The sequence below is a fragment of the Thermodesulfitimonas sp. genome (assembly GCF_052743955.1).
On the sequence record NZ_JBRAIN010000012.1, the window covers coordinates 1 to 23,092 of the forward strand.

At 57.2% G+C, this 23,092-nt stretch carries 30 protein-coding genes and 1 pseudogene; 26 read left to right on the forward strand and 5 right to left on the reverse strand.

The genetic code is table 11. The features are described from left to right. The first annotated feature begins 75 nt into the window (after positions 1-75). The 7 genes from ytfJ to ACUVTA_RS01935 all read left to right on the forward strand — a co-directional run bounded on the left by ytfJ (position 76) and on the right by ACUVTA_RS01935 (position 4,764). The gene (gene ytfJ / locus ACUVTA_RS01905; protein WP_445951296.1) at positions 76-435 is read left to right on the forward strand and encodes a GerW family sporulation protein; all 360 of its coding nucleotides are present in this window, start codon (positions 76-78) and stop codon (positions 433-435) included. A 322-nt stretch (positions 436-757) separates the two neighbouring features. Beyond that, positions 758-1,354 (forward strand): MASE3 domain-containing protein, encoded by a 597-nt coding sequence (locus ACUVTA_RS01910; protein ID WP_445951297.1) that lies wholly within the window; start codon positions 758-760, stop codon positions 1,352-1,354. Positions 1,355-1,415: 61 nt separating this feature from the next. Further along, positions 1,416-2,042 (forward strand): GGDEF domain-containing protein, encoded by a 627-nt coding sequence (locus tag ACUVTA_RS01915; RefSeq protein WP_445951298.1) that lies wholly within the window; start codon positions 1,416-1,418, stop codon positions 2,040-2,042. A 243-nt stretch (positions 2,043-2,285) separates the two neighbouring features. Further along, on the forward strand, positions 2,286-2,690 hold the full coding sequence (locus tag ACUVTA_RS01920) for a NifB/NifX family molybdenum-iron cluster-binding protein (protein ID WP_445951299.1): 405 nt from the start codon (positions 2,286-2,288) through the stop codon (positions 2,688-2,690). Position 2,691: 1 nt separating this feature from the next. Further along, a complete protein-coding gene (locus tag ACUVTA_RS01925; protein WP_445951300.1) occupies positions 2,692-3,078 on the forward strand; it encodes a NifB/NifX family molybdenum-iron cluster-binding protein in 387 nt (128 codons plus the stop codon). Beyond that, on the forward strand, positions 3,075-3,938 hold the full coding sequence (locus tag ACUVTA_RS01930) for an ATP-binding protein (protein WP_445951301.1): 864 nt from the start codon (positions 3,075-3,077) through the stop codon (positions 3,936-3,938). Before ACUVTA_RS01925 ends, ACUVTA_RS01930 begins: the two co-directional genes overlap by 4 nt. Further along, complete coding sequence (locus tag ACUVTA_RS01935) at positions 3,910-4,764, forward strand: ATP-binding protein (RefSeq protein WP_445951302.1); 855 nt, start codon at positions 3,910-3,912, stop codon at positions 4,762-4,764. Before ACUVTA_RS01930 ends, ACUVTA_RS01935 begins: the two co-directional genes overlap by 29 nt. A gap of 99 nt (positions 4,765-4,863) precedes the next feature. Here the strand turns inward: ACUVTA_RS01935 and ACUVTA_RS01940 are convergent, their stop codons facing one another. Beyond that, the gene (locus tag ACUVTA_RS01940; protein WP_445951303.1) at positions 4,864-5,073 is read right to left on the reverse strand and encodes a DUF5320 domain-containing protein; all 210 of its coding nucleotides are present in this window, start codon (positions 5,071-5,073) and stop codon (positions 4,864-4,866) included. 234 nt (positions 5,074-5,307) lie between these two features. Here ACUVTA_RS01940 and ACUVTA_RS01945 point away from each other — a divergent pair, with 234 nt between their 5' ends. From ACUVTA_RS01945 to aroH, 5 genes and pseudogenes are all read left to right on the forward strand, one after another. Beyond that, entirely contained in the window at positions 5,308-5,892 is a 585-nt protein-coding gene (locus ACUVTA_RS01945) for a nucleoside recognition domain-containing protein (protein WP_445951304.1), read from the forward strand. Positions 5,893-5,933: 41 nt separating this feature from the next. Continuing rightward, positions 5,934-6,468 (forward strand): annotated as a pseudogene (locus tag ACUVTA_RS01950) (spore maturation protein). A 137-nt stretch (positions 6,469-6,605) separates the two neighbouring features. Then, positions 6,606-7,379, forward strand: a complete 774-nt coding sequence (locus ACUVTA_RS01955) for a pseudouridine synthase (RefSeq protein ID WP_445951305.1) — start codon at positions 6,606-6,608, stop codon at positions 7,377-7,379. Positions 7,380-7,531: 152 nt separating this feature from the next. Then, a complete protein-coding gene (locus ACUVTA_RS01960) occupies positions 7,532-7,999 on the forward strand; it encodes a hypothetical protein (RefSeq protein WP_445951306.1) in 468 nt (155 codons plus the stop codon). Between the two features lie 15 nt (positions 8,000-8,014). Next, complete coding sequence (aroH, locus tag ACUVTA_RS01965) at positions 8,015-8,389, forward strand: chorismate mutase (protein ID WP_445951307.1); 375 nt, start codon at positions 8,015-8,017, stop codon at positions 8,387-8,389. 3 nt (positions 8,390-8,392) lie between these two features. On the opposite strand, the gene ACUVTA_RS01970 is transcribed toward aroH, so the two are convergent. After that, positions 8,393-9,247, reverse strand: a complete 855-nt coding sequence (locus ACUVTA_RS01970; RefSeq protein WP_445951308.1) for a CBS domain-containing protein — start codon at positions 9,245-9,247, stop codon at positions 8,393-8,395. A 310-nt stretch (positions 9,248-9,557) separates the two neighbouring features. Here ACUVTA_RS01970 and ACUVTA_RS01975 point away from each other — a divergent pair, with 310 nt between their 5' ends. From ACUVTA_RS01975 to ACUVTA_RS01985, 3 genes are read left to right on the forward strand one after another with little or no spacing between them, the layout of a single operon-like run. Continuing rightward, entirely contained in the window at positions 9,558-10,253 is a 696-nt protein-coding gene (locus tag ACUVTA_RS01975; protein WP_445951309.1) for a hypothetical protein, read from the forward strand. Positions 10,254-10,288: 35 nt separating this feature from the next. Beyond that, entirely contained in the window at positions 10,289-10,963 is a 675-nt protein-coding gene (locus tag ACUVTA_RS01980) for a YkgJ family cysteine cluster protein (protein ID WP_445951310.1), read from the forward strand. A 4-nt stretch (positions 10,964-10,967) separates the two neighbouring features. After that, positions 10,968-11,246 (forward strand): acylphosphatase, encoded by a 279-nt coding sequence (locus ACUVTA_RS01985; RefSeq protein ID WP_445951311.1) that lies wholly within the window; start codon positions 10,968-10,970, stop codon positions 11,244-11,246. Between the two features lie 77 nt (positions 11,247-11,323). On the opposite strand, the gene ACUVTA_RS01990 is transcribed toward ACUVTA_RS01985, so the two are convergent. Next, positions 11,324-11,887 (reverse strand): MFS transporter, encoded by a 564-nt coding sequence (locus tag ACUVTA_RS01990; RefSeq protein WP_445951325.1) that lies wholly within the window; start codon positions 11,885-11,887, stop codon positions 11,324-11,326. Positions 11,888-11,989: 102 nt separating this feature from the next. Here ACUVTA_RS01990 and ACUVTA_RS01995 point away from each other — a divergent pair, with 102 nt between their 5' ends. From ACUVTA_RS01995 to ACUVTA_RS02010, 4 genes are all read left to right on the forward strand, one after another. Continuing rightward, complete coding sequence (locus tag ACUVTA_RS01995; protein WP_445951312.1) at positions 11,990-12,457, forward strand: putative toxin-antitoxin system toxin component, PIN family; 468 nt, start codon at positions 11,990-11,992, stop codon at positions 12,455-12,457. After that, positions 12,458-13,372 carry a TIGR01212 family radical SAM protein gene (locus ACUVTA_RS02000; RefSeq protein ID WP_445951313.1) on the forward strand — a complete coding sequence of 305 codons (915 nt, stop codon included), beginning with the start codon at positions 12,458-12,460 and terminating at the stop codon, positions 13,370-13,372. Between the two features lie 111 nt (positions 13,373-13,483). After that, positions 13,484-14,542, forward strand: coding sequence for a hypothetical protein (locus ACUVTA_RS02005; protein WP_445951314.1), 1,059 nt, complete (start codon positions 13,484-13,486; stop codon positions 14,540-14,542). A gap of 13 nt (positions 14,543-14,555) precedes the next feature. Beyond that, positions 14,556-15,380 carry an MBL fold metallo-hydrolase gene (locus ACUVTA_RS02010; protein WP_445951315.1) on the forward strand — a complete coding sequence of 275 codons (825 nt, stop codon included), beginning with the start codon at positions 14,556-14,558 and terminating at the stop codon, positions 15,378-15,380. 10 nt (positions 15,381-15,390) lie between these two features. On the opposite strand, the gene ACUVTA_RS02015 is transcribed toward ACUVTA_RS02010, so the two are convergent. Both ACUVTA_RS02015 and ACUVTA_RS02020 read right to left on the reverse strand, forming a co-directional pair. Next, positions 15,391-15,921 (reverse strand): helicase-related protein, encoded by a 531-nt coding sequence (locus tag ACUVTA_RS02015; RefSeq protein WP_445951316.1) that lies wholly within the window; start codon positions 15,919-15,921, stop codon positions 15,391-15,393. Next, complete coding sequence (locus ACUVTA_RS02020; RefSeq protein WP_445951317.1) at positions 15,903-16,352, reverse strand: NAD(P)H-dependent flavin oxidoreductase; 450 nt, start codon at positions 16,350-16,352, stop codon at positions 15,903-15,905. Before ACUVTA_RS02020 ends, ACUVTA_RS02015 begins: the two co-directional genes overlap by 19 nt. A 49-nt stretch (positions 16,353-16,401) precedes the next feature. Here ACUVTA_RS02020 and polX point away from each other — a divergent pair, with 49 nt between their 5' ends. The 7 genes from polX to ACUVTA_RS02055 all read left to right on the forward strand — a co-directional run bounded on the left by polX (position 16,402) and on the right by ACUVTA_RS02055 (position 22,870). Then, entirely contained in the window at positions 16,402-18,135 is a 1,734-nt protein-coding gene (gene polX / locus ACUVTA_RS02025) for a DNA polymerase/3'-5' exonuclease PolX (protein WP_445951318.1), read from the forward strand. A gap of 25 nt (positions 18,136-18,160) precedes the next feature. Beyond that, on the forward strand, positions 18,161-18,742 hold the full coding sequence (locus tag ACUVTA_RS02030; protein WP_445951319.1) for a DUF6657 family protein: 582 nt from the start codon (positions 18,161-18,163) through the stop codon (positions 18,740-18,742). Between the two features lie 114 nt (positions 18,743-18,856). After that, on the forward strand, positions 18,857-19,477 hold the full coding sequence (locus ACUVTA_RS02035; protein ID WP_445951320.1) for a DUF502 domain-containing protein: 621 nt from the start codon (positions 18,857-18,859) through the stop codon (positions 19,475-19,477). Positions 19,478-19,483: 6 nt separating this feature from the next. Continuing rightward, positions 19,484-20,590, forward strand: coding sequence for an MFS transporter (locus ACUVTA_RS02040; RefSeq protein WP_445951321.1), 1,107 nt, complete (start codon positions 19,484-19,486; stop codon positions 20,588-20,590). Continuing rightward, positions 20,591-21,457, forward strand: a complete 867-nt coding sequence (locus ACUVTA_RS02045) for an aminotransferase class IV (RefSeq protein ID WP_445951322.1) — start codon at positions 20,591-20,593, stop codon at positions 21,455-21,457. It begins immediately after the preceding gene. A gap of 92 nt (positions 21,458-21,549) precedes the next feature. Beyond that, on the forward strand, positions 21,550-22,191 hold the full coding sequence (gene ytaF / locus ACUVTA_RS02050; protein WP_445951323.1) for a sporulation membrane protein YtaF: 642 nt from the start codon (positions 21,550-21,552) through the stop codon (positions 22,189-22,191). A 391-nt stretch (positions 22,192-22,582) separates the two neighbouring features. After that, positions 22,583-22,870 (forward strand): hypothetical protein, encoded by a 288-nt coding sequence (locus ACUVTA_RS02055; RefSeq protein WP_445951324.1) that lies wholly within the window; start codon positions 22,583-22,585, stop codon positions 22,868-22,870. Positions 22,871-23,092: the final 222 nt, after the last annotated feature.

Consider the following 23,092-nt stretch of genomic DNA (forward strand, 5'->3'; position numbering starts at 1 on the left):
TCCCTGAAAACGGCGTGGTCAACGTGAGTGCCACCCGAAATGGGACAAGGCCAAACTTTGCGCGAGGTGAACTCTTTGGAGCACCCGATTGAAGGCCTAATGAAAACGGCGATGGAAAATATCCGGAGCATTGTCGATGTTAATACGGTGGTAGGGGACCCGGTGGAGACGCCGGACGGCACCATCATCATCCCAGTTTCCCGGGTTACCTGTGGTTTTGCCGCGGGTGGGAGCGCCTTTCCCGGTGAGCAGGGTGGTCAAGCGAACGCGGAGGTGCCTTTCGGCGGGGGAAGTGGGGCTGGCGTTTCGGTCCAGCCGGTCGGTTTTTTAACAGTAAAAGGGGAAAATAGCCGGCTGATTCCCGTTGAGGGAAATCACTTTGCGGAGCGTCTATTAGAGCTTACCCCCAGGTACTGGAAAAGATTGAGACGCTAAAGCAGCGGAAGGCCGGCCAGCAGTAGAAGTCTAGGGTTTAAGAATTCGCAGGGGAGCGGCCGCACACAACTGCGGGGCACGCTCCCCTTTACTTTTCCTGGTGCGGCGTTGCGGTGCTGCTGTTTCTTTCTGGTAGCTGCCTACGCGCCACGGAAGGAGTTTGCCAATAAGTGTCGAAAAACGTAAAGAAAAGGTTCCGTGACTTCTGGAAAGGATGCGCGTGTAGGCTACAAGAAAAGAATTTCTTTACTTTTGCCTTTTCTACGCTGTAGTTACACTTTTCGGAACCGGCATTTATGCAGTTCATGACCGGCTGCCGGAGATGCTGCTTCATTTGGCGGGTGAAGTTTTGACGACGGCTTTATCTCTCGGTGTCTTTTTAGTACTTTGGTACGCAGTACAATGGAGTGAACGACTGGAACACTATGTACTCGGCGTCTTTTTTCTCGGCGTGGCCGTTTTTGAGCTTTCTTACGCGTTTTCTATTTCTGCCTTGCCGGACTTTGTTGCGGCGAAGAGCAGCGTTAAGGCCATCCTTTTCTGGGTGGGGGGACGCCTTTTCGCTGCGGTAGGGTTGTTTTGTGGCGGGATGATCCGGGAAACGCGGCGGACGACTCCTGCGCTCCGTTATTTATTGCTAGTATTAGGTCTGGTGGCGGCAGCTGCTTTTAGTACTATAGTTCTTAAATTCGGTTCTGTTTCAGGTTCTATTAGTTTCGGAACAACCAACTTGCTTAGTACGGCCGGAAATTTAGAGTTCATAGCGGCTTTGCTAACGGGGGGTGCAATCTTACATTATATTTTGGAAGTACTTCCGGAGCGGGGAATTGCTTTACGTTATGATGGTGCGGGTGACCGGGGTATTCTTGGCGAGCACTGTCTCGTCTCTTCTGGCCCTTCACGGCAGCGAGTTCTTTAACTACTTAGCCCATTATCTATAAGCTGATTGTGTTTTTCTCCTTTTTCACACGGTTTTCCTGGTGGCCGTTAAGGAGCCTTTTCTCCGCCTGCTGCAGGTGCAGGGGAACCTGCGCTGGGTCAACGAAAACCTCGATACCCTTGTTTCCCTGCGGACGGCTGATCTGTGGGCAGTGAACGAACGGTTGCGGAGGGCGGCAACAACCGACTACCTAACCGGGGCGCTTAACCGGCGCTATTTTCTCCAAAAGGCTCAGGAGGTGCTGCTCCAGGCGAAGGTTATCCGGCGGCCTTTCAGTGTGCTGATGATGGACATCGACGGCTTCAAGAAGATAAACGATACCCTTGGGCATCAGGTGGGTGACCAGTGCCTGCAGCAGGTGGTTATCCTGGCGAAGGCGAACCTGCGCCAAAATGACGTTATCGGGCGCTATGGTGGGGACGAGTTTGCGGTTCTGCTCCCGCAGACTGACGCTCAGGAAGCTGCAAGCGTGGCCGAGCGCGTTATCGCTGCTGTGGCGCAGAACGCTAACCCTCCTTTTACCATTTCCGTCGGGATTGCCTCTTTCCCGCAACACGGGGACTCGGTGGAGGAGATCCTCGCGGTAGCGGATGCCGTGCTTTACGGTGCCAAGCACTCGGGGCGCAACCAGTACTTCATCTACGACCCCCAACTGCCTGCGGTTTAAGATTTATACTCTGCTTCGTCTGCCACGCTGGTGTTCATCTTAAAGAGGCGGGATCGCTATTCTATACCTGCCGGGCAGCCAGATTTTCTTCTGAATCCGGACGAGCAAATTATCGGCTGAGGTGAAACTCCCACTCCGAAACCTCCTATCTAAGTAATTGACATATGCTCAAAAATGGCCTATAATTAATCACCAGCGGCCCATTATTGAAGACGATAACGTCCTGAGTTAGGAGGTGACGGTATGAAAATTGCGGTGTCGGCTACGGCAGCGCGACCGGAGGCGGCGGTAGACGGGCATTTCGGGCGCTGCGCTTACTTTGTTATTTACGATGCGGCGGCCCAATCCTGGCAGGCGATGGCGAACCCTGCCAGTGGGGTAGGTGGCGGGGCTGGCATTCAAGCGGCCCAGGCGGTGGTAGACCAGGGGGTCAACGTAGTGGTTACGGGAAGTCTCGGTCCCAACGCCTACCGGGTTTTACAGGCGGCGGGAATCCGGTGTTTTACCGGTGCCCGCGGCACGGTTAAAGAAGCGGTGGCCGCTTACGAAAAGGGCGCTCTGAAAGAGGTCCGGGATGAACCAGTGCCGCGTCCGGGTATGGGTATGGGGCGCGGGCGGCAGATGAGCCTGCGGAAAGGAGGGGAGTAAGGTGAAGGTAGCGGTGGCAACGGAAAACGGCTACGTGGCGCAGCATTTTGGCCACTGCCCCGCATTTACGCTGGCGGAGATTGCTGACGGTCAGGTAAAGGCGAAGACGGTTATCCCGAATCCAGGGCACCAGCCCGGGTTTCTACCCGGTTACCTTGCCGATTTAGGCGTAACCCACATTATCGCGGGAGGCATCGGCGCCCGAGCGCAGGAGCTTTTTCTGGCGCGCGGTGTCGTGCCGTTAGTCGGCGTGCGGGGAAGGGTGGATAAAGCGCTGGATGCTTTCCTTGCGGGCAGGCTAGCTACCGGGCCGTCGCTTTGCGATCACGGCACGGAGGAGCATGGCCACGGACGCTGCGGCGGCGGTTGCGGGGGCCATAACCGGTGATCGTGGCCGTTCTCAGCGGTAAGGGGGGCACAGGCAAAACTACGGTTGCGGTTAACCTCGCGCTATCTTTGGACGAGGAACTCTGCCTCCTTGACTGCGATGTAGAGGAGCCAAACGCGCACCTCCTGTTGCATCCGGAAATCAGTAAGACTACGCCGGTTTACCTGCCGGTCCCCGTTTTTCAGGAGGGCAAGTGCAACAGTTGCGGCCGGTGCGTAGAGGTGTGCGCGTACAATGCTCTCGCTTTAGTCGGTGACGCGGTTTTGGTATTCGCGGAAATGTGCCACGGCTGCGGCGGGTGCACCTACTTTTGTCCTACCGGTGCGCTGACGGAAGGGCAAAGGGAGATCGGCGTTATTACGGAGGGGAGAGTAGGCAAGAACATCTTTGGCGGCGGAAGGCTCCGGGTGGGTGAAGCGCTGGTTTCGCCTTTGATCAAGGCGCTCCGCCGGCGGGAGTGGGGGACAGCCCATACTATCATCGACTGCCCGCCCGGTGCGTCCTGTCCGGTGGTTCAGGCGGTACGGGGCGCGGACTTCGGCCTCGTGGTGACCGAACCCACGCCCTTTGGCCGCCACGATTTGGAAGTGGTGGCGGCCATGCTGGATCTTTTAGGTATCGCCTGCGGTGTGGTGATTAACAGGGCTGATCTGGGCGATAGTGAGGTGCGGGATTTCTGCCGGGAGCGCGGCATACCGGTGCTGGCAGAGATTCCTTTTGATCTGGAAATTGCCCGCGCCGGTGCGGCCGGGGTACCTTTTACGGAGCGCCTGCCAGCCTGGCGGGGGGTCTTTCGCGCGCTCTGGCGGAAGATTGAGGGGGTAGTTGCCCGTGCGCGAGATCGTGGTGCTCAGCGGTAAGGGGGGTACTGGAAAGACCACTCTGACGGGTGCTTTCGCGGCGCTGGGGAAGGATCTGGTGCTGGCTGATGCGGATGTCGACGTGGCTAACCTCCATTTGCTGCTCAGTCCGACCGTTTTAACCAAGGAGCCGTTTTACGGCGGGCGGTTACCGGTGGTAAACCAAGAAAAGTGCACCCACTGCGGGATGTGCACCGAGCGGTGCCGCTTTGACGCCATTGAAGACGGGGTGGTGGACGAGACCGTCTGCGAGGGTTGCGCGGTCTGCTACCATCTTTGCCCGGCAGGGGCAATCACGCTGGCGGAGCGGTTGAGCGGCCACCTTTACACCGCTACCACTCCCTACGGCCCTTTTGTTTATGCGGAATTAGGTGTCGGGCAGGAGAACAGTGGCAAATTGGTAGTGCGGGTGAAAGAAAGGGCGCGCTACCTGGCGCGGGAAACGGGGCGGAAGTATCTGCTTATAGACGGCCCACCGGGGATTGGGTGCCCGGTCATCGCCTCTCTTTCGGGTGCCGATCTGGCCGTGCTGGTAACCGAACCTACGGCTGCAGGTAAGCATGATCTTACCCGTGTCCTGAAGCTAGCGCGCCATTTCGGGGTGCAGGTCGGCGTCTGTGTGAATAAGGCCGATGTCGACCTGGAAATGAGCGCAGCGATTGAGGCGTACTGTCATGACGCCGGTGCCGCTTTTCTCGGGCGCATCCCTTTTGCCCGCGCGGTTGTAAAAGCCCAGTTGGCGCACCAACCGATAACGGAAGCGACGGCCGGCGCGGCTGGGAAGGCGCTGCGGGATATCTGGGAGGGGGCACTGGCGCTGCTCTAGCTGCTTGCTGCCGGCGGTTTAAGGCCGCCTGCAAACCGGTGGTTTTTGCTTCCGGAAAAATTGGCGGAGCTGCCTTTTGCGGGCAGCCCCTTCGTTCTGTTACTCCTGCTTTTGTAGCTCTTGCAGCCGCTTTTCGATGGCCTCAAGTTGCTGCCGCAGGAAAGAGGCTTCGTTTTTTAAGAATTCTTTCTCCGCGGGGAAGCCGTACCAGTAGGGCACTCCCCAGAACCGCCGCCGGCACCAGGGTGCCGCGTGCCAGCGACCGAAGCCAAATCCCCGGCCGAAGCCGTAGCCGTATCCCCAGGGCATGAAGCTCACCTCCTTCGCTTGTTATGAGCATATGTTCATTATAATTGTAAAAATGCCAGGATAAAAAGTCAAGAGGTCTTACACCGGTCATTGAGAGATTAAGGACTATTGTGGGTAAAGTGAGACGGCATCCCTTTTGCGCGTGCTTCTAAACGCTACCTCCGGGGAAATAAGCTTTAGATGATGGGCCTGCCGGAGGTGCGGGACTAGCTCCGGGTTCTGGAGGGTGCGCTGGTGGTTAATCTTTTATGGCTTTTCCTCATGCTTTCTGGCGTTATCATGGCGATGATTAAGGGCAGGGCCGAGGCGGTCACCGCGGCGGTCCTTGAAGGAGCGAAAACAGCGGTGGATACCTCCTTTGGTTTAATCGCCATCACCACCTTCTGGCTCGGGGTAATGCGGGTGGCGGAAGCGGCGGGCTTGGTCGCGTTTTTGTCTCGCTTGGTGCGGCCGCTGGTCCGTTTGCTCTTTCCGGGGCTGCCGCCTAACCACCCGGCCGTCGGCGCAATCATTTTGAACCTTGCCGCAAACATCCTGGGACTGGACAATGCCGCGACACCCGCGGGGCTTGCGGCTATGCGGGAGATGCAGAAACTGAACCCGCACCCGGAGGAGGCCACGCCAGCGATGTGCACCTTCCTAGCACTCAACACTGCCTGCCTCACGCTGGTCCCCACTACGGTAATTGGTATCCGGGCACTTTACGGCTCACGTGAGCCGGCGGCAATTATCGGCACCACGATTTTATCAACGGCCTGCGGGATGACGGGGGCGGTGCTTGCCGATGCAGTGCTGCGGCGGTTTTATACGAAAAAGTAAGTAGGCGCAGGCCAAATAAGCGGTTCCGGGAGGCGGCCTGAATGATCGGTTTTATAACTGTGACGGCGGAATGGGTAATCCCTGGCCTCTTGCTTTTGGTGCTGGTGGCTGCTTTTTGCCGCCGCGTGCCGGTTTACGAAGCCTTTGTTGACGGGGCGCAGGAGGGGTTCGCGGTGGCGGTGAAAACGATCCCCTACCTGGTGGCGATGCTGGTGGCGGTGGGCGTCTTCCGCGCCTCGGGAGCGATGGCGGGGATGGCGCACCTGCTGGCGCCGGTCCTCATACCGCTAGGCATCCCGCCGGAAGTTTTACCCCACGCGGTTATGCGGCCGCTCTCGGGTGGCGCGGCCCTCGGCATCGCCACGGATATTATCCGCACCCACGGACCGGACAGCATTGCTGGGCCGGCTGGTCTCGACGATGCAGGGTTCGAGCGACACGACCTTTTACGTGCTCAGCCTTCACTTTGGCTCGGTCGGGGTGAAAAAGTACCGTTACGCCCCTGTAACCGGCCTTTTGGCCGACTTCACTACTTTTTTGGCTTCGGTCTTCTTCGTGCGGCTCTTTTTCCGGTAGGGCAGAAAGGTCTGTGGCGCCAGCAAAAAGGGAGCCTTAGCTTAACAGGGTTTTGGGCTGAAAGGGGGCGTCCTTGGCGGCGAAGAGGTAGCCCGTTCTCGCCGTTACGGGTATAATATTTCCCGGGTGATGGCATTTTGGCGGAAGAGAGATTGCATAAGCTTTTGGCCCGGGCAGGGGTGGCTTCGCGGCGGCGGGCTGAAATGCTGATCAGGGCGGGACGGATAAAGGTTAACGGGCGGCTCGTGGCGCGGCCCGGGGTGAAGATCGACCCGGCGCGGGACGTGGTGGAGATCGACGGCAAGCCGGTTTATTTGAAGCGGCTTCTTGAGAAGAGGCGCGTTTATCTCGCTTTTTACAAACCGGTGGGCGTTGTTACCACACTTTACGACCCCCAGGGACGGCCCAAAGTAAGCGATTTTCTGCGGGCGGTCCCGGAGCGGGTCTATCCGGTAGGGCGGCTCGACTACGAGAGCGAAGGGTTGCTTCTCCTCACTAACGACGGCGAGTTAGCCAACCGCCTGATTCATCCCCGGTATAAGGTGCTGAAGATCTATCACGTATGGGTTGCGGGTGCTGTTGGGGAAAAGGCCGTCCGGCAGCTCCGCGAGGGAGTGCTCTTGGAAGACGGTCCGACGCAGCCAGCGGAGGTGACAGTGCTCCGCAGGCTGCCACGGCGCACGCTTTTGCAGATTACGCTGCGGGAAGGACGCAAGCGGCAGATACGGCGTATGTGTGCGACAGTAGGCTACCCGGTGCTGCGTCTTAAGAGGGTTGGTATCGGCCGGTTGCGTTTGGAAGGGCTGCGTCCCGGTGCCTACCGGTACCTGAGCGAAGATGAGGTGGCGGCGCTAAGGGAAGCGGTTGGCCTCGGTCCGGGTTCCGAGACAAGAAGCAAAGTCAAAGAATAAAGGTAGTTGGGGGCACGGGCAGTTAGTATTCTCTATGACTTGGTCTTCTGGACAAATTTTGGTAGAGTGAGGCGGGTAAAGGCGCGGCAGGGAGGAATTTGCTGGCTTAGCGCGAATGGATTGTTATTATAGGGTGTAAGGGGGAATTCGTATTGGTCAAAAGCCTTACAGGGATCGACCTGTTGGAAAGAGAGATTATTCGGGCGCGCATCCGCCTCGATTTTCGCGGGGTAAGCAAACGGGGGCGGTTTCTGTTTGGCGGTAAGACGACAGAGAAGGCGGCAGAGGATACGCGGGAGCAACAGGCTGCGCTTTTCCGAAACGTACCGCTGCAGGGGATACGCATTGAGGATATCAACATGTCCTGGGAAGTGTACACCGTTACCGATGAGGTTACGGGGGCGGAGGTTGCCTTCGCGCCGCTAGAGTTAACGGTGGTAGCGGAAGGTATGGATGATCTGGTGCGGCTGGTCTTTCGCGAGGAATTCAGAAAAATCGAGATCCTCGAGCCGGAAAATGTGGTGCTCAGCAGGTACGAGATGGAGCGGTTCTTTTTTCGGATCGGCGAAGAACTCGCGCGTTACCGGGTTGCCCTGGAGCGCAAGTATAACGGGCGCTGAAATTTCGTGAAGGGAGTGTGCAGGCCAATTCGCGTTCGCGGGATAAGGGGAGCGATCACCGTCGCGGGAAATACGCGGGAGGAAATCATTGCGGCTACCAAAGAGTTGCTTTTAGCGCTTGTTCGGGAGAACGGAATTGAGATCGAGGATATTGCAAGTATCTTTTTTACCCTGACACCGGACTTGAACGCAGAGTTTCCTGCTTTGGCGGCAAGGGAATTAGGCTGGCGGTACGTACCTCTTCTTTGCGCGCAGGAAATCGATGTGCCTGGGGCCACGGGAAAGGTGCTTAGGGTGCTAATGCACGTTAATACGGAAAAATCCCAGCGGGAACTTAAACACCTTTACCTTAAAGGAGCTGCTACGTTGCGGCTTGACTTAAGTAACTAGGAACTAATTCAGAAGCGGTGGCTTGCCGCTGGCGACTTCTATTCTAGAACGTTTAAGCTTAGCGCGCGTAGAAGCCAAACTGGCTAAGTTGATTAGGCTTTCCACCACGTCCGCCGGGTTGGTCCCGGGGCGGAAACTCCGGCGCCGACCGCCGGCTATCCCTGCCGAGAGGCTAAGAGCTACGGATTTGCAACTTCTTTCTGCTTCTTCGGTTAATTGTTTTGCCCACCTAACCGCATTTTCCAGGGGTCGGGTGCTTACCACGGCGAACTCGTCGCCACCGTAGCGGCAGGGGAAGTCCTGTCCGGGTTTGCTCTGGCAACATAAAAGATTAGCTACCAACCGGAGGCACTGGTCTCCTTGAGAGTGGCCGAGCAGCTTATTGATCAATCCGAAATCATCAATATCAAGAAAAATGATGCAGATCTCTGGCGCCGTCTGTAAGAGCCGTTCCGCCGTATCCCGAAGATAGGCAGCGGTATAAAGGCCGGTGAGGGAATCTGTATGGCGGGCAATAGTGGTGAGAAGATCGATCTTGGTAACAATACCGATAGGTTTTTTAGCAGTGACGACCGGCAGCCGTTCAACACCTGCTTGGTTCATAATGTCCATCGCTTCCCAGAACGAGGTTGTGGGGTCAATAACTGTAAGATCGCGAGACATTATTTCGCTAATTGGCTGGCTTACCGGGACGCCACGCAGATCACGCGAAGTTACAATTCCTGCTAAGGTGCCGTCTGGTGCTAAAACAACAAGCCCCCCAACTTTATGCTTTTCCATCAGGTAAACAGCCTGAGAAACCGGCTGATCCTGGTAGATGGTGAGGACGTTACGATTCATAATTTCAGTGATCTTCATGGTTGCTTCCGCCTTTCGGTGTTGTAGTGCGTGAAGAACCGGAATAAAAATTTTTATAGTTTACCGAAAATTTCCTTGCTACTATGATTGCAAAACCCAAATAAATTTTTACTAACTGGGATAAAAATGTCAAGCTATTTCTCATTCTCTTCCTGAAGATTTTTAGACAATTGTTTTTATTTTTCGTCACTACAAGCGCGACTATTATTTTCTCCTGAACGGGCGTTTTGGTGGGCAGGGCATTAAGCAGTACAGCATCCGCAAGCGCTTCCCGGGAGGGCAGGGGAGCCGCGCGGATGCCGAAGACGGGGTGCTACTGAGCAACCCTACCGATCAGGGGGCGGTTAACAGCACGGTGGAGTTAGCAGCGGAAATCCCGCCACAGGGAAAGGAAGTGCTCTTCTTCTTGGTGGTAGCGGGCCGAAACTTCCACGAGATTTGGGAAAAGAATGCGCTTGTCCTGAATGAAGGGCCAGGAACGCTTTTGCGGCGCACAGCCATTTACTGGGAAAACTGGGTCCGGAAGGCGGTCAAAACTGGGATTCTGACGGAACTTTACAGCGAAGAGTTGGGCCGGTTTATCCGCGGTCTTTACCCGGCAGCCGGGGCGAAGGCGACGCCGGATTATACCCTCGATGCAAGTCTGTGGGGCGTTTGGGGGTTCGGGGTGCTTCCGGCAACCGACCCGCGCGTGGTGCGAACGATGGAAGCGGTTCGCGATGGTCTATGGGTTAAAACAGAAGTAGACGGCGTGGCGCAGTACGCCAACGACTACTATTTCCGCCGCAGCGACGATGTCGCCCGGGTGCCGGGAAACCCCTGGTTTATCTGCACTCTGTGGCTAGCAGATTGGTATGTGGCCCGGGCGCAGTCCCGGGAAGGTCTTGCGGCTGCTCGGGAGTTGATCGAGTGGGCGGTACGCTATTCTCTGCCTACGGGGATCATGGTGCGAGCTCGGCCCCTAAAGTTTTGGTTAGCGTTCCCCTGGCATTTACGCTATACTTAAGGTTAAAGCGGGGTGTGTGAAGGGAACGGATCCGGTTGGCGGTCAAGGTGCTCTTACAACGTTTTGGGGCGGCTCAGGGATACGACCTGGTTATCACGGCGAAAAAGGCGACCGTCCAGGATTATCTTGATGCTCTGAACTATGCCTTTATAGGGCTTGAGCTTACTCGGGTGCGGCGGCCGGAGGCGCGGACCTGCCGGGGTTGCGACCGCTGTTGTGCGGAGCGGGCGCCGCTTACGATTATCGATGCCTTTTTGTTGTCGGGGGCTACTAGATGTTCTTCTTTAAGCGATTTTTTGAGCCGCTACGGCCATGTTGCTGTTACCGGTCCGGTTGTGGATATCACCCTGCGCCGCCTCGGGGACGGTTACTGCATTTTCCTTGACCGGCAGGCGCGCACCTGCAGGGTCTACCCGGTACGGCCTTTTGTCTGCCAGACCTTTTTCTGTTGTCCGGCAACGGACAGGGCGTTATCGCTTCGGGAAGCGGTTGTAAATAGTGGTGAAGACGAATTAGTGCGGCGGTGGCTGAAAACCCGCCGGGTTGTTCACTACGCGGACCGGCCACGCGTTGACCCGCGTGATTGGCTTAAGAGCCCTTTTACGGGGAAGTGGCGGTACGATGCGGTCCGGTTGCGGGCGCTTTTGCCGGGCCGGCTTTGGCGGGAACTCTACGTGCCGCAGCAGGAAAGGCGAAGAAGTCGGGGGTGAAAAGATGGCGCGAGCACGGGCACACGTTATTGTGAGGGGAAAAGTTCAGGGTGTTTATTTCCGTGGTTATACCCAGCAGGAGGCGGTTGCGGCTGGTGTTACCGGCTGGGTGCGAAATCTGCCGGATGGCTCGGTAGAGGCGGTTTTTGAGGGAGAACGGGAGGCTGTCGAACGGCTGGTTGCCTGGTGCCACAAAGGTTCGCCGGCGGCGCGGGTGACGGAGGTAAAGGTGACGTGGGAAGATTGGCGCGGCGAGTTTAGTGACTTTACGATTCGGCGGTGATTTCTGGAAAGGAGAATCAAATGCCTAAAAAACAAGCGTTAAGCGCGCAGAATAGGGGCGAACGGGGTGGGGTTCGGTCAGCCTGCTCCGGGAGGGGGCGGTTCCTTTACCCAGAGGAGCAAAATGGCCAAGCCGATCAGAATCAGGCTGCTAGCGATCAGAAAGGTTTGGCGAAAGCCGAGGTGTTCCGCCACGAGGCCGCCGAAGGTGGGTCCCACGATCCAACCGAGAAACCAGGTACGGTCGTATATCCCTATCGCCCAGCCCCGGCGGCTACGCGGGGCAAGGTCCGCAACCAGCGCCGTCGCCGCCGCGCCCAGTCCCGCCCAGGCGACACCTTCCACGGCCTGGATCGGAAAGGCGAGTTGAATGCGGCGCATAAAGGCGTACGCGAGGAAAACGAGCAAAAAACTAAGCATTGCGCCCATGATCACGGGCTTCCGCCCGTAGCGGTCGGCAAGACGGCCGAGGAGCGGCCCGGTAAGGGCGCCAGTGAGGGCACCGGTGGTATAAATCAGCCCGATCTGACTGGTAGTGGCGCCGAGATTGGCAAAATAGAGCGCCAGGACGGAGTAGACCATCCCCGAGCAGATCATGACCGGAAGGATGGCCAGGCAAAAGGTATAAAGGCGCTTATCCAGAGGATGCTCACCCCTTTACGCCTATTTTACCACAAAAAGGCGGTCCCGAGTGCCAAGGGCCGTCCGGCCGCTCTTTCGGAACGCCCCTACAGCGGGGTTCCGGTGGCGGGAAAAGAGGGCCGCGGTTTACGTCCCCGCATCGTGGTGGATACCAACGTGGTGATGGGGGGACTTATCAACCCGGTTAAAGCTTCTGGCCGGCTGATAAGTCTCTGGTTGGAAGGTAAAATCGACGTCCTGATAAGTCCCGCTTTGCGGGAGGAGTACCTGCACATCTTCAACCGGATGCGTTTTGGCCCGCAGGAAGCGGTTGACCGGCGCGAACGGGCGATACAGAAACTCCTGTCCCGCGAGAACATGACGTTGGTGCAGCCGGATTTTCGCCTGCGGGTTATTAAAGAGGACCCTTCAGATAACCGCCTACTTGAGTGTGCGGTCTGCGGCGGGGCCGGTTACATTGTCTCTCAAGACAGGCATCTGCTTCAGGTAGGTGAATACCAGGGGGTTAAAATCCTTACTGCGCACGCCTTCCTGTCCCGGGTATTCCCGGAGGTTAAGGAGAAATCGTGAATGGAGAAGCGTTACTATACGTTCCGGCGCTTCTTGAAAGAACGTTTTGGGGGACCGGTGCGGAAAATCCCGCTTGACGCGGGTTTCGGCTGCCCGAACCGTGATGGCACAGTGGGTGCGGGAGGCTGTGTCTTTTGCCTTAACCCGGCTTTTAGTCCCTTTTCCGGATGCGGACTAACGATTACGGAGCAAATACACCGCTTTAAAGGACACCAGCGGGGTCCAGGGCGTTATATAGCCTATTTTCAGGCCTACACCAATACCTACGCGCCGGTGGCGGAGCTGCGCCGGGTATACGAGGAAGCGCTTGCTGACCCTGAGGTGGTGGGGCTGGCCGTTGCCACGCGGCCCGATTGTGTTCCCGACCCGGTTCTTGATCTGCTCCAGAGCTACACAGACCGCTGGATGGTCTGGGTGGAATACGGCTTGCAATCCTGTCACGACGTGACACTCCAGCGGATCAACCGGGGGCACAACTTCGCCACTTTTGTGGATGCGGTAGCCCGGACCCGCGGGCGGAGCATTTATATCGGCGCGCACGTGATTTTAGGGCTGCCGGGGGAGACGGCAGCGGACATGCTTGCGACGGCCGCTGCCCTGAACGCCACTGGGGTTGACGGGGTCAAGCTGCACCACCTGCAGATTTTCAAGGGTACGCCACTTGCCGCGTGGTGGTTACGGGGCGAGGTTCGGACCCTGAGCGTGGAGGAGTACGTCTCTTTAGCCTGCGACTTCATCGAGGAACTTTCGCCGGCCATGGTGATCCTGCGGGTGGTAGGGGACGTTACCGACGACGCCCTGCTATTATCGCCCCGCTGGGGGATATCCAAAGCGGCAGTTGTTGCCCGGATAGACCGGGAATTGGAACGGCGGGGAACACGGCAGGGTAGCCGGTTAGGTGCCGTGGCAGGTTAGGGTGGAGCTAACGGCACCGGTATAGTGTACGTTAACCCTTACGGGGAGGAATAATATGGACGAAATGGTTACCGGGAGCAGGGGTTTTCCGGTATCTTCGCGGTGGGAAAAGTGACGTGCGGTTCGGTATGGCTCTACCGGCTTTATGATGTAGCGCAGGAGATCGACCTGCTACAAGCTGAAGAATTACTTGCGGTAGAAAAGCCTGTTTCGCGGCTACGGCTGGCGCGGGTACGCCCAAAGGCTCTTGAGTTCAAGAACCCGCCGTTAACGGTGGAGCTTGCGGGGCGCCCGGTGCGGGTCGGAAATTGGCAGTTTTCTGCGGTGCCGAGTGCCAGGCTGTACGACTTTGGGGTGCTCGCGATAGTTGTCCGGCTCCTGCTACCCGAACGTTTTGGTTATGACGATCTCCGGAAACTATCGGTATTGCTTGGCGATGTGGGGGATTTTGAGCCTCTCTTTATGAGTTACCGGGATGAGCTTGTCCATGCCCTGCAACCAGCGTTAGCGGGGGTGGGTTTTACCGGTTTTGCGGAGGACTTTATTGTATATTTTTTTCAAAGCTGGCCGCGGGAGTGGGATCCGGTCCCTTTGCTCTTGGGGGAACCCGGCGTGGTGAGCCGGGAGATGAGGCGGGAAACGCTCCGCAACCAATTTTCTTACGGTGACGATACCGCTATTATTACGTGGGACGCGGCGCTAGTTTGTGATCCGGCCGGGAGCACCGATGTTCCCGACCTCCTTGAGTTCGCTAACGCGCAACTCTTGGAGCTCAGGTACTATGATAGCGTGCTTGACCGAGAAGTGGCCGCGATGTACGATGCGATTGAAGAGGCGGGTCGGGGTGGCTACCGCCGCCTCCACAAGTACCGTGAGATCATGCGGAAGATGATGGAGTTAGTCGTCGAGGTCACGGAGATTACGGAGCGGGTTCAGAACGCGCTTAAAGTGACAGAGGATGTCTTCTATGCCCGCGTTTACACGGCAGCCCTGAAGATTTTCCGTGTTCAGGAATGGCTCCGGAGTATCGAGCGGAAGGTGGAGGTTATCGAGCGGAACTACGCCATGTTAAGCGACGAGTTGGTAACCCACCGTTTCCTGGTGCTTGAGGTGGCAATTGTGGTGCTGATCACCTTTGAAATCCTGCTTTGGCTTTGGACACTACGGTGAGGAGGAATAGGCTTTGCGGGTAACGGTTTTGGTTGAAAATAGTGTGGGGCGGACGCTGCCGATTTTCGGGGAGCACGGGCTTAGCCTCTGGGTGGAGTACGAAGGACGGAAGGTTCTTTTCGATACCGGCCAGCGCGGCGCGGTCGTGAGCAACGCGGCGCTCCTGGGTATCGATCTCAAGGCTGTGGATGCGGTAGTGCTAAGCCACGGGCACAGTGACCATACGGGAGGGCTGCGGGCGGTACTCGAGTTTATCGGGCGAAAGGTGCCGGTTTACGCGCACCCCGATCTTTTTGCGCCCCACCGGGTTTCTTCTCCCTGGGACCGCTACGTGGGTGTTCCGTTCGCGCGGGAAGAACTTGAAGCGGCAGGGGCAGAGTTCGTTTGGGTACGCGAGCCCCGCGAGCTATTCCCGGGTTTCTGGTTGAGCGGGGAAGTGCCCCGCAGGACCACTTTTGAGAAAGGGGACCCCCGGATGTACCTCGTCCGCGACGGCGAGCGGATACCAGATACGGTGACCGATGACTTAAGCATCTTTGCCCAGACCCCGCGGGGTCTGGTGGTGCTCCTTGGTTGTGCGCACGCCGGGGTTGCCAATATCGTCGCGCACGCCCAGCAGGTGACGGGCGCAGAAAAAGTGGCCGCAGTCTTGGGCGGTACCCACCTCGGCCCGGCAGACCCGGCGCAGCTTGAAGCCACGATCGCTTACCTGAAGGGCCTGGACCTAATACTTCTGGCGGCTAACCATTGCACTGGCTTGCCGGTGACTGCCAAATTAGCCCAAGCCTTTGGCGACTGCTTCCGTTTCGCCCCGGCGGGCGAGGTTTTCGAGTTTTAAGCTGTTCTTATTACCGGCGGGCAGAGATTTTTTCGCCACCCTTGAGCGCTTCCTGGGCCGGGGGCAGTTTCGCCCGGTTAATTCTGATTTTGGCGGCTTTTTCGATCAGCTGCAGATACTTATACTCTGTCGGGATGACGAGGGTTATGGCTATGCCTGTATTGCCCACCCGCCCGGTCCGTCCGATCCGGTGGACGTAACGTTCGGGGTTTTGCGGGATGCTGTAGTTAATGACGTGGGTAACGTTTTTAATATCCAGACCCCGCGCCGCTACGTCGGTCGCCACGAGAAAATCAAGGGTCCCCTTTTTAAACCTGCCCATAATCTGGTTCCTGCGGGCTTGGGTGAAGTCTCCGTGCAGGGCGTTGGCGTTATACCCCATCTGCCTTAATTTCAGCGCTACTGTGTCCACTTCGCGCTTAGTGCGGCAGAAGATAATGGCGAGCTGCGGGTCTTCTAAGTTTAACAGCCGGGCGAGGGCCTTAATCTTATCCAGTTCCCCCACTTCGTAAAAAACTTGTTTTATCCGGGGAACGACCATGTTTTGGGGGTCGATGCGATCACCAGGTCTTCTTTGCGCGCGTTGATGTATGCCTGCTTAAAGGCCGGCGCGGCGTCACATTCATCGGTGGTCACAAACCGGGTCGCCATCTGCACACCGGCAGCGCCCAGCCGGATAAATTTATAGATGTCGGCGCCGGTATAAATGCCTCCGGCGGCAATTACCGGGATGGGTCTTTGGCCCTCTGCGGCAAACGGTTTTACCGCCGCAATTACTTCCGTTACCAACCGTTCAAGCGCAAATGCCGGGTCGCTGAGCTCTTCTTCTTTAAAGCCGAGGTGTCCGCCGGCCAGCGGCCCTTCCACCACTATGGCGTCGGGGAGGCGGCGGTATTTCCCTAACCACCTTTTGCAAATAGCGCGTGTGCCGTTAATATTTTGCGCCGGTGGGAAAGCGCGCTTGCGGACCATTTTTTGCTACCGGGACGCTTTTTCTGGTATGATATAAAAGGTGGTCGGTGTGAAAAATAGCGATGTCTGCGCGATCTTCCGGCAAATGGCCGAGATTATGGAGATCTTAGGTGAGGACGTTTACCGGATTCGGGCTTACCAGCGGGCGGCGCAAAACATTGAGAACCTTACTGAGGATATTGCGGCCATTGCGGCGCGGGGGGAGCTTACCAAGATTCCCGGCATCGGGAAGGAGCTCGCCCGCAAGATAGAAGAAATCCTGTCCACCGGGACGCTCCAGAAGTACGAAGAGCTGAAAAAGAAGGTGCCGCCGGGCCTGGTGGAGCTTTTGCAGGTGCCGGGGGTGGGGCCGAAAACCGCCAAGATGCTCTACGAGGAGTTGGGCATTGAGAGCGTGGCCCAGCTTGAGCGGCTGGCCCGCGAAGGAAGGCTAAAGGGGCTGCCCGGGATTCAGGCCAAAACCGAGGCGAATATCCTGCGGGGCATCGGGCTTTTGCGGTCGGTTCAGGAGCGGCGGCCGCTCGGGTTGGTCTTGCCTCTAGCCCGGCATATCGTTGCTTTGCTTCGCGAGCGGGCGCCGGTGAGCCGCGTAAGTTTAGCCGGAAGCATCCGGCGCTACCGGGAGACGGTTGGTGACGTAGACATCCTGGCCGTGTCTCGGGAACCCGAGGCGGTGATGGACGTTTTTATTGGGCTGCCGGTAGTGGCTGAGGCGATTGCCCGCGGCCCTACGAAGTCCAGCATCAGGACGGCCGACGGCTTACAGGTTGATCTGCGCGTCGTGCCGGAGGAGAGCTACGGGGCGGCGCTCTGCTACTTTACTGGTTCTAAGGCGCACAACATCCGGGTGCGGGAGCTGGGGGTTCGGCGGGGGCTCAAGGTAAACGAGTACGGGGTCTTCCGCGGGGAGGACCGGATCGCTGGCGCTACCGAGGAAGAGGTATTAGCGGCGGTTGGACTCCCGTACATCCCGCCGGAGCTGCGGGAGGACAGGGGGGAGGTTGAGGTGGCCTTGGAGGGGCGCTTACCCCTGGTAGTGGAGGTAGGAGAGATCAAAGGTGACTGCCACGTTCATTCGAAGTACAGTGACGGTTCGGCTTCCCTGGAGGAGATCGCGGCGAAGGCGCGGCAACTGGGTTACGAATGGGTGGCGGTTTGTGACCACTCGCAGTCGCTTAAGGTTGCGGGCGGGCTTGATTTGGCGGGCTTGGCGAAGAAACGGGCGGCGATTGCGGCTTTTAATGCCAAAAGCCGGGATGTAAAGCTTCTCTGTGGCGCTGAGGTCGAGATTGGGATGGACGGGCGCCTTGATTATCCGGATGAGGTGTTGGCTGAACTTGACTTCGTTGTGGCGGCTATTCATACTGGCCTGCGCCAGAGCCGGGAGGTGCAAACCCGGCGGCTTTTGAGTGCGATTAACAATCCGTACGTACACGCCATCGCGCATCCCACGGGGAGGCTACTCGGCGAGCGGGAAGCGTATGCTATAGACTTAGAGGCGATTTTTAAGGCTGCTGCGGCGACGGGGACTTTGCTGGAAATTAACGCTTACTATAAGCGGCTTGACTTAAACGATATTCACTGTCGCGCTGCTGCGGAAAAGGGGGTAAAGTTTGCTATCGGCAGTGATGCCCACCTTCTTGACCAAATGGATTTTCTTGAACTCGGAGTAGGGGTGGCGCGCCGCGGCTGGCTTGGTCCTGAACAGGTGATTAATACTTTAGGCTACCGTGAGTTGCTGGTGACTTTGGGTCGCAAAGGAAATTACTGGCTAAATAGGTAAAAAATTCATGGGGTGGGAAGAGACGATGGATAAAATTAAGAGCGCTTACGAGAAAGCGTTGGAAAGAGTGCGGGCGATGAACCTGGACCAAGTTGACCTTTCCGGCATGGAGTTTGAGCCCAAAGGAAGTCAGGCGGCGGCACGCTTTCTCCGGGAGAAAAACTTCGATTTGTTGGGTGAGTTGAACCGGTATCCAGAGAATGTGCGGGGATACGTCAAGAAGGGGATGGAGGAGACTCTCTTACAGAATATCCAGTTACCTGCCGATGAAAATACCCGGGAGACTAACCGGCGGGCAATGGAGGGTTTGCTGGCCCTAAAAAAGAACAAGGGGGCGCTCAAGCAGATTTTCAGCGAACTTGAATACCTTTTTAACTATTACGCGCGTGCTTCGGAACATGCTTATGCTAGCCTAAAAGAAGACTTTGCGGCGCGGCTCGATCAGGCACAGGAAGTTCTCCAGCGGCAACTTGGCGTTAAGGTGCGGGTTGATGTCGAGCGGCACCCGGCTTTTCTCGAAGAGTGGCTGCGGGTTCAGGGCGAGCTTAACGGTCAGTACGAGACGATCCTAGCGGAACAAAAAGAGAAGATAAGGAGTATTCCGTAGGTGGTAACGTATCCCGGCGAATGCGGGCGGAGAGGAACAAGTGGCGGTGGCGAAGTTTGGCAACATCCGTTAGGCAAAAGAAAGAAATGATTTTTGGGGAAAAAGAAGGACAAAATGCAACGGAATCTGCGTAATTATTTCTTAACCGGACTCGCTGTCATCCTGCCGGCTGCGGCAACGGTCTTTGTCCTCTGGAAGATCTTTGGGTTTGTCGATGGTTTTGCAGGAAGGTTGCCGGCTCATTTTACTCCTTATAAGATCCCGGGTCTGGGCATTGTAGTTACTGCGGTGCTTATCATTTTCGTCGGGATGCTGGCCACCAACGTTATTGGCCGCCGGCTTTTGGCCCTCTGGGAGAGAGTGATGCTGCAAATTCCGCTGGTTAACTCGATCTACCGAACGGCCAAGGAGATTGTCGAAACCTTTAGCGAAAACCGGAAACAAGTCTTCCGGCAAGTGGTGCTAGTCCAGTTTCCTCGCCCGGGCTCTTGGGCCGTCGGCTTTTTAGTGGGGGAGGCTAACGGCCTCATCAGGGATCTGGTTGGTCGGGAGTTGGTTAAGGTTTTGGTGCCGCACGTGCCGGTGCCGATGTCCGGTTTTCTGCTTTTTGTGCCGCGGGAAGAGGTGATTTTCCTTAATATCCCGGTAGAAGAAGGCCTGCGGCTAGTAGTCTCGACAGGGATCATTGAACCGGACTCACGTGGGCCGGAAGCGCAAAACGCGGGGAAGAGGTAGGAGCCTTTGGCAGGGGAAATCGGGTACCGGTTTGCAAGCCCCATTACGCTTGGCTTTCTCTTGAATTTAGCGATTGAGGCCTCCCGCCTCTTTATCCCGCTGCTGATGAAGGACCTTGGCGGCACTGACTTCGACGTGGGACTGGTGGGTGCGGCGAGTGGTCTGGCTTATTTCGTGGCGGCCTTTATTTTCGGCCGCTCATCCGATCTTTTCGGACGCTTGCGCTTCGTGCGCTTAGGGCTGGCGTTAAGCGCTTTAGCCTTTCTCGGGCAATTGCTCGCGCGGGACGTCGTGAGCCTGTTGCTGGTCCGGACGCTGGTCGGTTTCGCGCTTGGAATCACGACAGGGGCGCTCCTCGTTTTTGCTTATGAAAACCGGGGGGGCATCGGTAAATTTAGCTCTTCCGGGGCGATGGGCTGGATTGCCGGGTCGCTTGCCGCTGCCTTCTTTAAAAAGTACCACTTGCTTTTCTTCCTCAGTTTTCTGGCGGCCGCGGTAGCCTTCCTGATTAGCCTTCGGCTTAAGGAATTCAAGCCGGTGCAGGTTACGACCGCCCCGCGCTACCTACCGGTTATCTGGCGCAACCGGGCCGTTTACTGGCCTTTTTTTCTCCGGCACGTGGGCGCTTCCGCCGTCTGGATCATCTTCCCGCTCTTCCTGCGGGAGCTCGGTGCTGACAAGTTCTGGATCGGGCTGGTGGGCACGGCGAACTATGCCGGCCAGGTGGTGCTGATGGTTCTTGTGGAGCGCTTCCCCGGTCCGGGTCTTTTCCGGCTCGGTCTTTTCCTTTCAGGTGGCGTTTTCCTGCTCTATCCGTTGCTTGGACACTTTTATCAGGTTTTTCCGGTGCAGTTGCTCCTCTCGGGTGCGTGGTCGGCGCTCTATATCGGTGCTTTGGTGCTGCTTTTACACTCCGGTGAGGAGCGGGGCACGGCGGCGGGCATTTTGGTAGCTAACATTAATTTGTGCGCGGCTTTAGGCCCCTTTTTGGGCGGCCTCCTTACGGATTGGTGGGGTTACCGGGCGCCGATGTACGCGGCCGCCATCTTGAGTTTTGCGGGGCTTATCTGGGCGCCGCGGCGGGTAAAGGCAGGTTCCTTGAGGGGTGAGTGAATGAGCTGGGTGTGGCTGGACGGCAGGCTTTTGCGGGAAGATGAGGGCCTCTTAACGCTCGAACGCGCCATCTTTTACGGGGACGGCCTTTTCGAGACGCTCCGGGTTCGCGGGGGCCAGCCCCTCTTTCTAAGGGAGCACGTTAGGCGGTTGGTGGAAGGCGCGGCGGTCCTTGGTTTTGCGGCGGCGCTGGAGCCCGAAGCATTAGCTTGCGCTGTGCAGGAGACGGTAGCTGCGAACGAGGCTACGGAGGGCAGCGTCCGCCTTACCGTAATCCGCGGTCGGGGAACAGGCCTTTATCCAGAAGCTAGCGCTCCGCCGCTGGTACTCGTGACCTTCCGTCCCGGGATACCTTACGCTCCGGAACTCTACGCGCGGGGTTTTAAGGCGGTTTTTGTTTCCTTTCCCCGGAATGAGCGTTCCCCCCTTGTTTACGTAAAGTCGCTTAATTTTCTGGAGAATATCCTTGGCAAAAAAGAGGCGGCGGTAAAGGGCGCGGACGAAGGGCTCTTTCTCAATACAACCGGATATCTTTGTGAGGGGACCGTGAGCAATATTTTCTTAGTGCGGGAGCAAACTTTAGTTACGCCTGATGTGGCAAGCGGTCTTTTGCCCGGGATTACGAGGGGGATGGTTATCCGCCTTGCGCGGGAGGTAGGCCTTTCGGTGGCGGAGCGCCCGGTACGGCCAGAGGAGCTTTTTAGGGCCGATGAGGCCTTTCTTACCAACTCCCTTCTGGAGATTATGCCGCTGGTGGCAGTTGGCGGCCGAATGGTTGGCGACGGGAAGCCGGGCCCGGTGACGCACTTCCTCAAGGAGCAGTACGCCCGGTACCAGGGAGAAGGTGGTGCGGAACTGCTTGGGTAAATAGTTGTTCCGGGAAGTAAAGCCCCGAAAGCAACCGGATGCGCTGCCCCGTCATAGGCTGGGGTTACGAGGTAGTTGCGGGGTGGCGCAGAATGGATGCTTTCGGGGCTCTTTTGTTGCTATTGGCGGCGAATCTTGATAACTTGGGGGTGGGAATGGCCTTGGGGACCCGAAAAATTCGGGTGGCGCTTGCTTCAAACCTGCTGGTTGCCTTGGTAACCAGCGTCGGGACGGCTCTTAGCCTCGTTGCTGGACGGTGGCTGACTAAATTTCTCGCGCCCACCACGGCCCAGGGAATAGGCGCGGTGATAATTGCTGCCATGGGTATGTGGATTTGCTATCAGGAAATAATCCGGGTTTACAGAAAAGGTAGAGAAAAGGCGGAAGAAAGGGGCGGGGAAGCGTGCCAACCGACTGGTCGGGGCGTGGGGCGGCTCAAGGAGGTTTTAGATAAGCCGCTGCTTGCCGATACCGACTATTCCGGGCATATCGACGTAAAGGAGGCCTGCCTTCTCGGCGTGGCGTTGGCGCTAAACAATTTTGTGGCGGGTGCCGGCGTCTGCAGGCTGGATGTGGTTCTTGCTTGCGTTACGGTATTCATTTTTAGTCTGCTGTTTTTATGGCTCGGGATAAAACTCGGCCAAAAGTGTTTATCGCAATGGGTAGGGGAAAAAGCTGGGCTAGCCGGGGGCCTTTTGTTGGTCGCCGTCGGTATCGCGGCGTTTTTCTTCTGAGGAGCGGCATTTTTACCGGATAGGGCTGCGTTGACGCGGCCCTTTTCTTTTTTCTGGGGAGATTATCATTACGGGTAGCGGGCGAAGGTGCGGTGGGAGAATAAAGAGTGAGGTGGTAGGCTATGGGTTTGAGAAGCGGGTTGGCGGGGACTTTGCTGGTCGCGTTGGTTACCGCCGGTGCGTGTTGGGCGGGAGATTCCCCACGGGAGGTGCGGGAATACAAGGTTAGCTGCTATGGAACCTACCTACAAATACCCGTAGACACCCGTTTGCCGTCCTTACGGGGAACGCTGGCGTTTTACGTTTCTACAGCCCGTATTTCCCGGCGCATTCCGGTAAGCTCGTTATTTTAGGCGAACCTGCGCTACCGCAACCTCTTGTAAAGGAGCTGGTGCGGCGCTGGGCGGTGGCAGCCGAAGCCTTTATTCAAAAACGGGGGGATAAAGGGTTTCTGGAGAACTGGGGTGCGCCGGCCTGGGAGGAGTTGCTGCCGGCGCGTGGTGGGCCTTCGGTAGTGGTGGCGGTGGGAGAATCGCGGGAAAGAACAATATATTGGCGCCAGTGGCGGGTCGAACTGATGGCGTTCGAACCAGCGCCGCTTGGTGGGTGGCTAAACCGGATTGGTGCGAGCGTTTGCGGGCGGGCGTGCTATACCCTCCGGGTCTGTCCTGTTAGATAGTGCTGTTATTGGAGTAAACCCCGTATGAGTAAAATGTTTTCGGGGGAATAGAGGGTCAGGTACAAGGAGAGAGGGCTCTTCCTTTCGAAATAGGGTTATATGGCAAAAACCCAAGAGAAAGGAGGCCCTCTCAGCAATAGCAAAGCTACTTACAGCAATTAGCGACGAGAGCACTGGAAAATGGAGTTTTCAAAAACTTGAGGCTACACTTTAGAGCCTTTG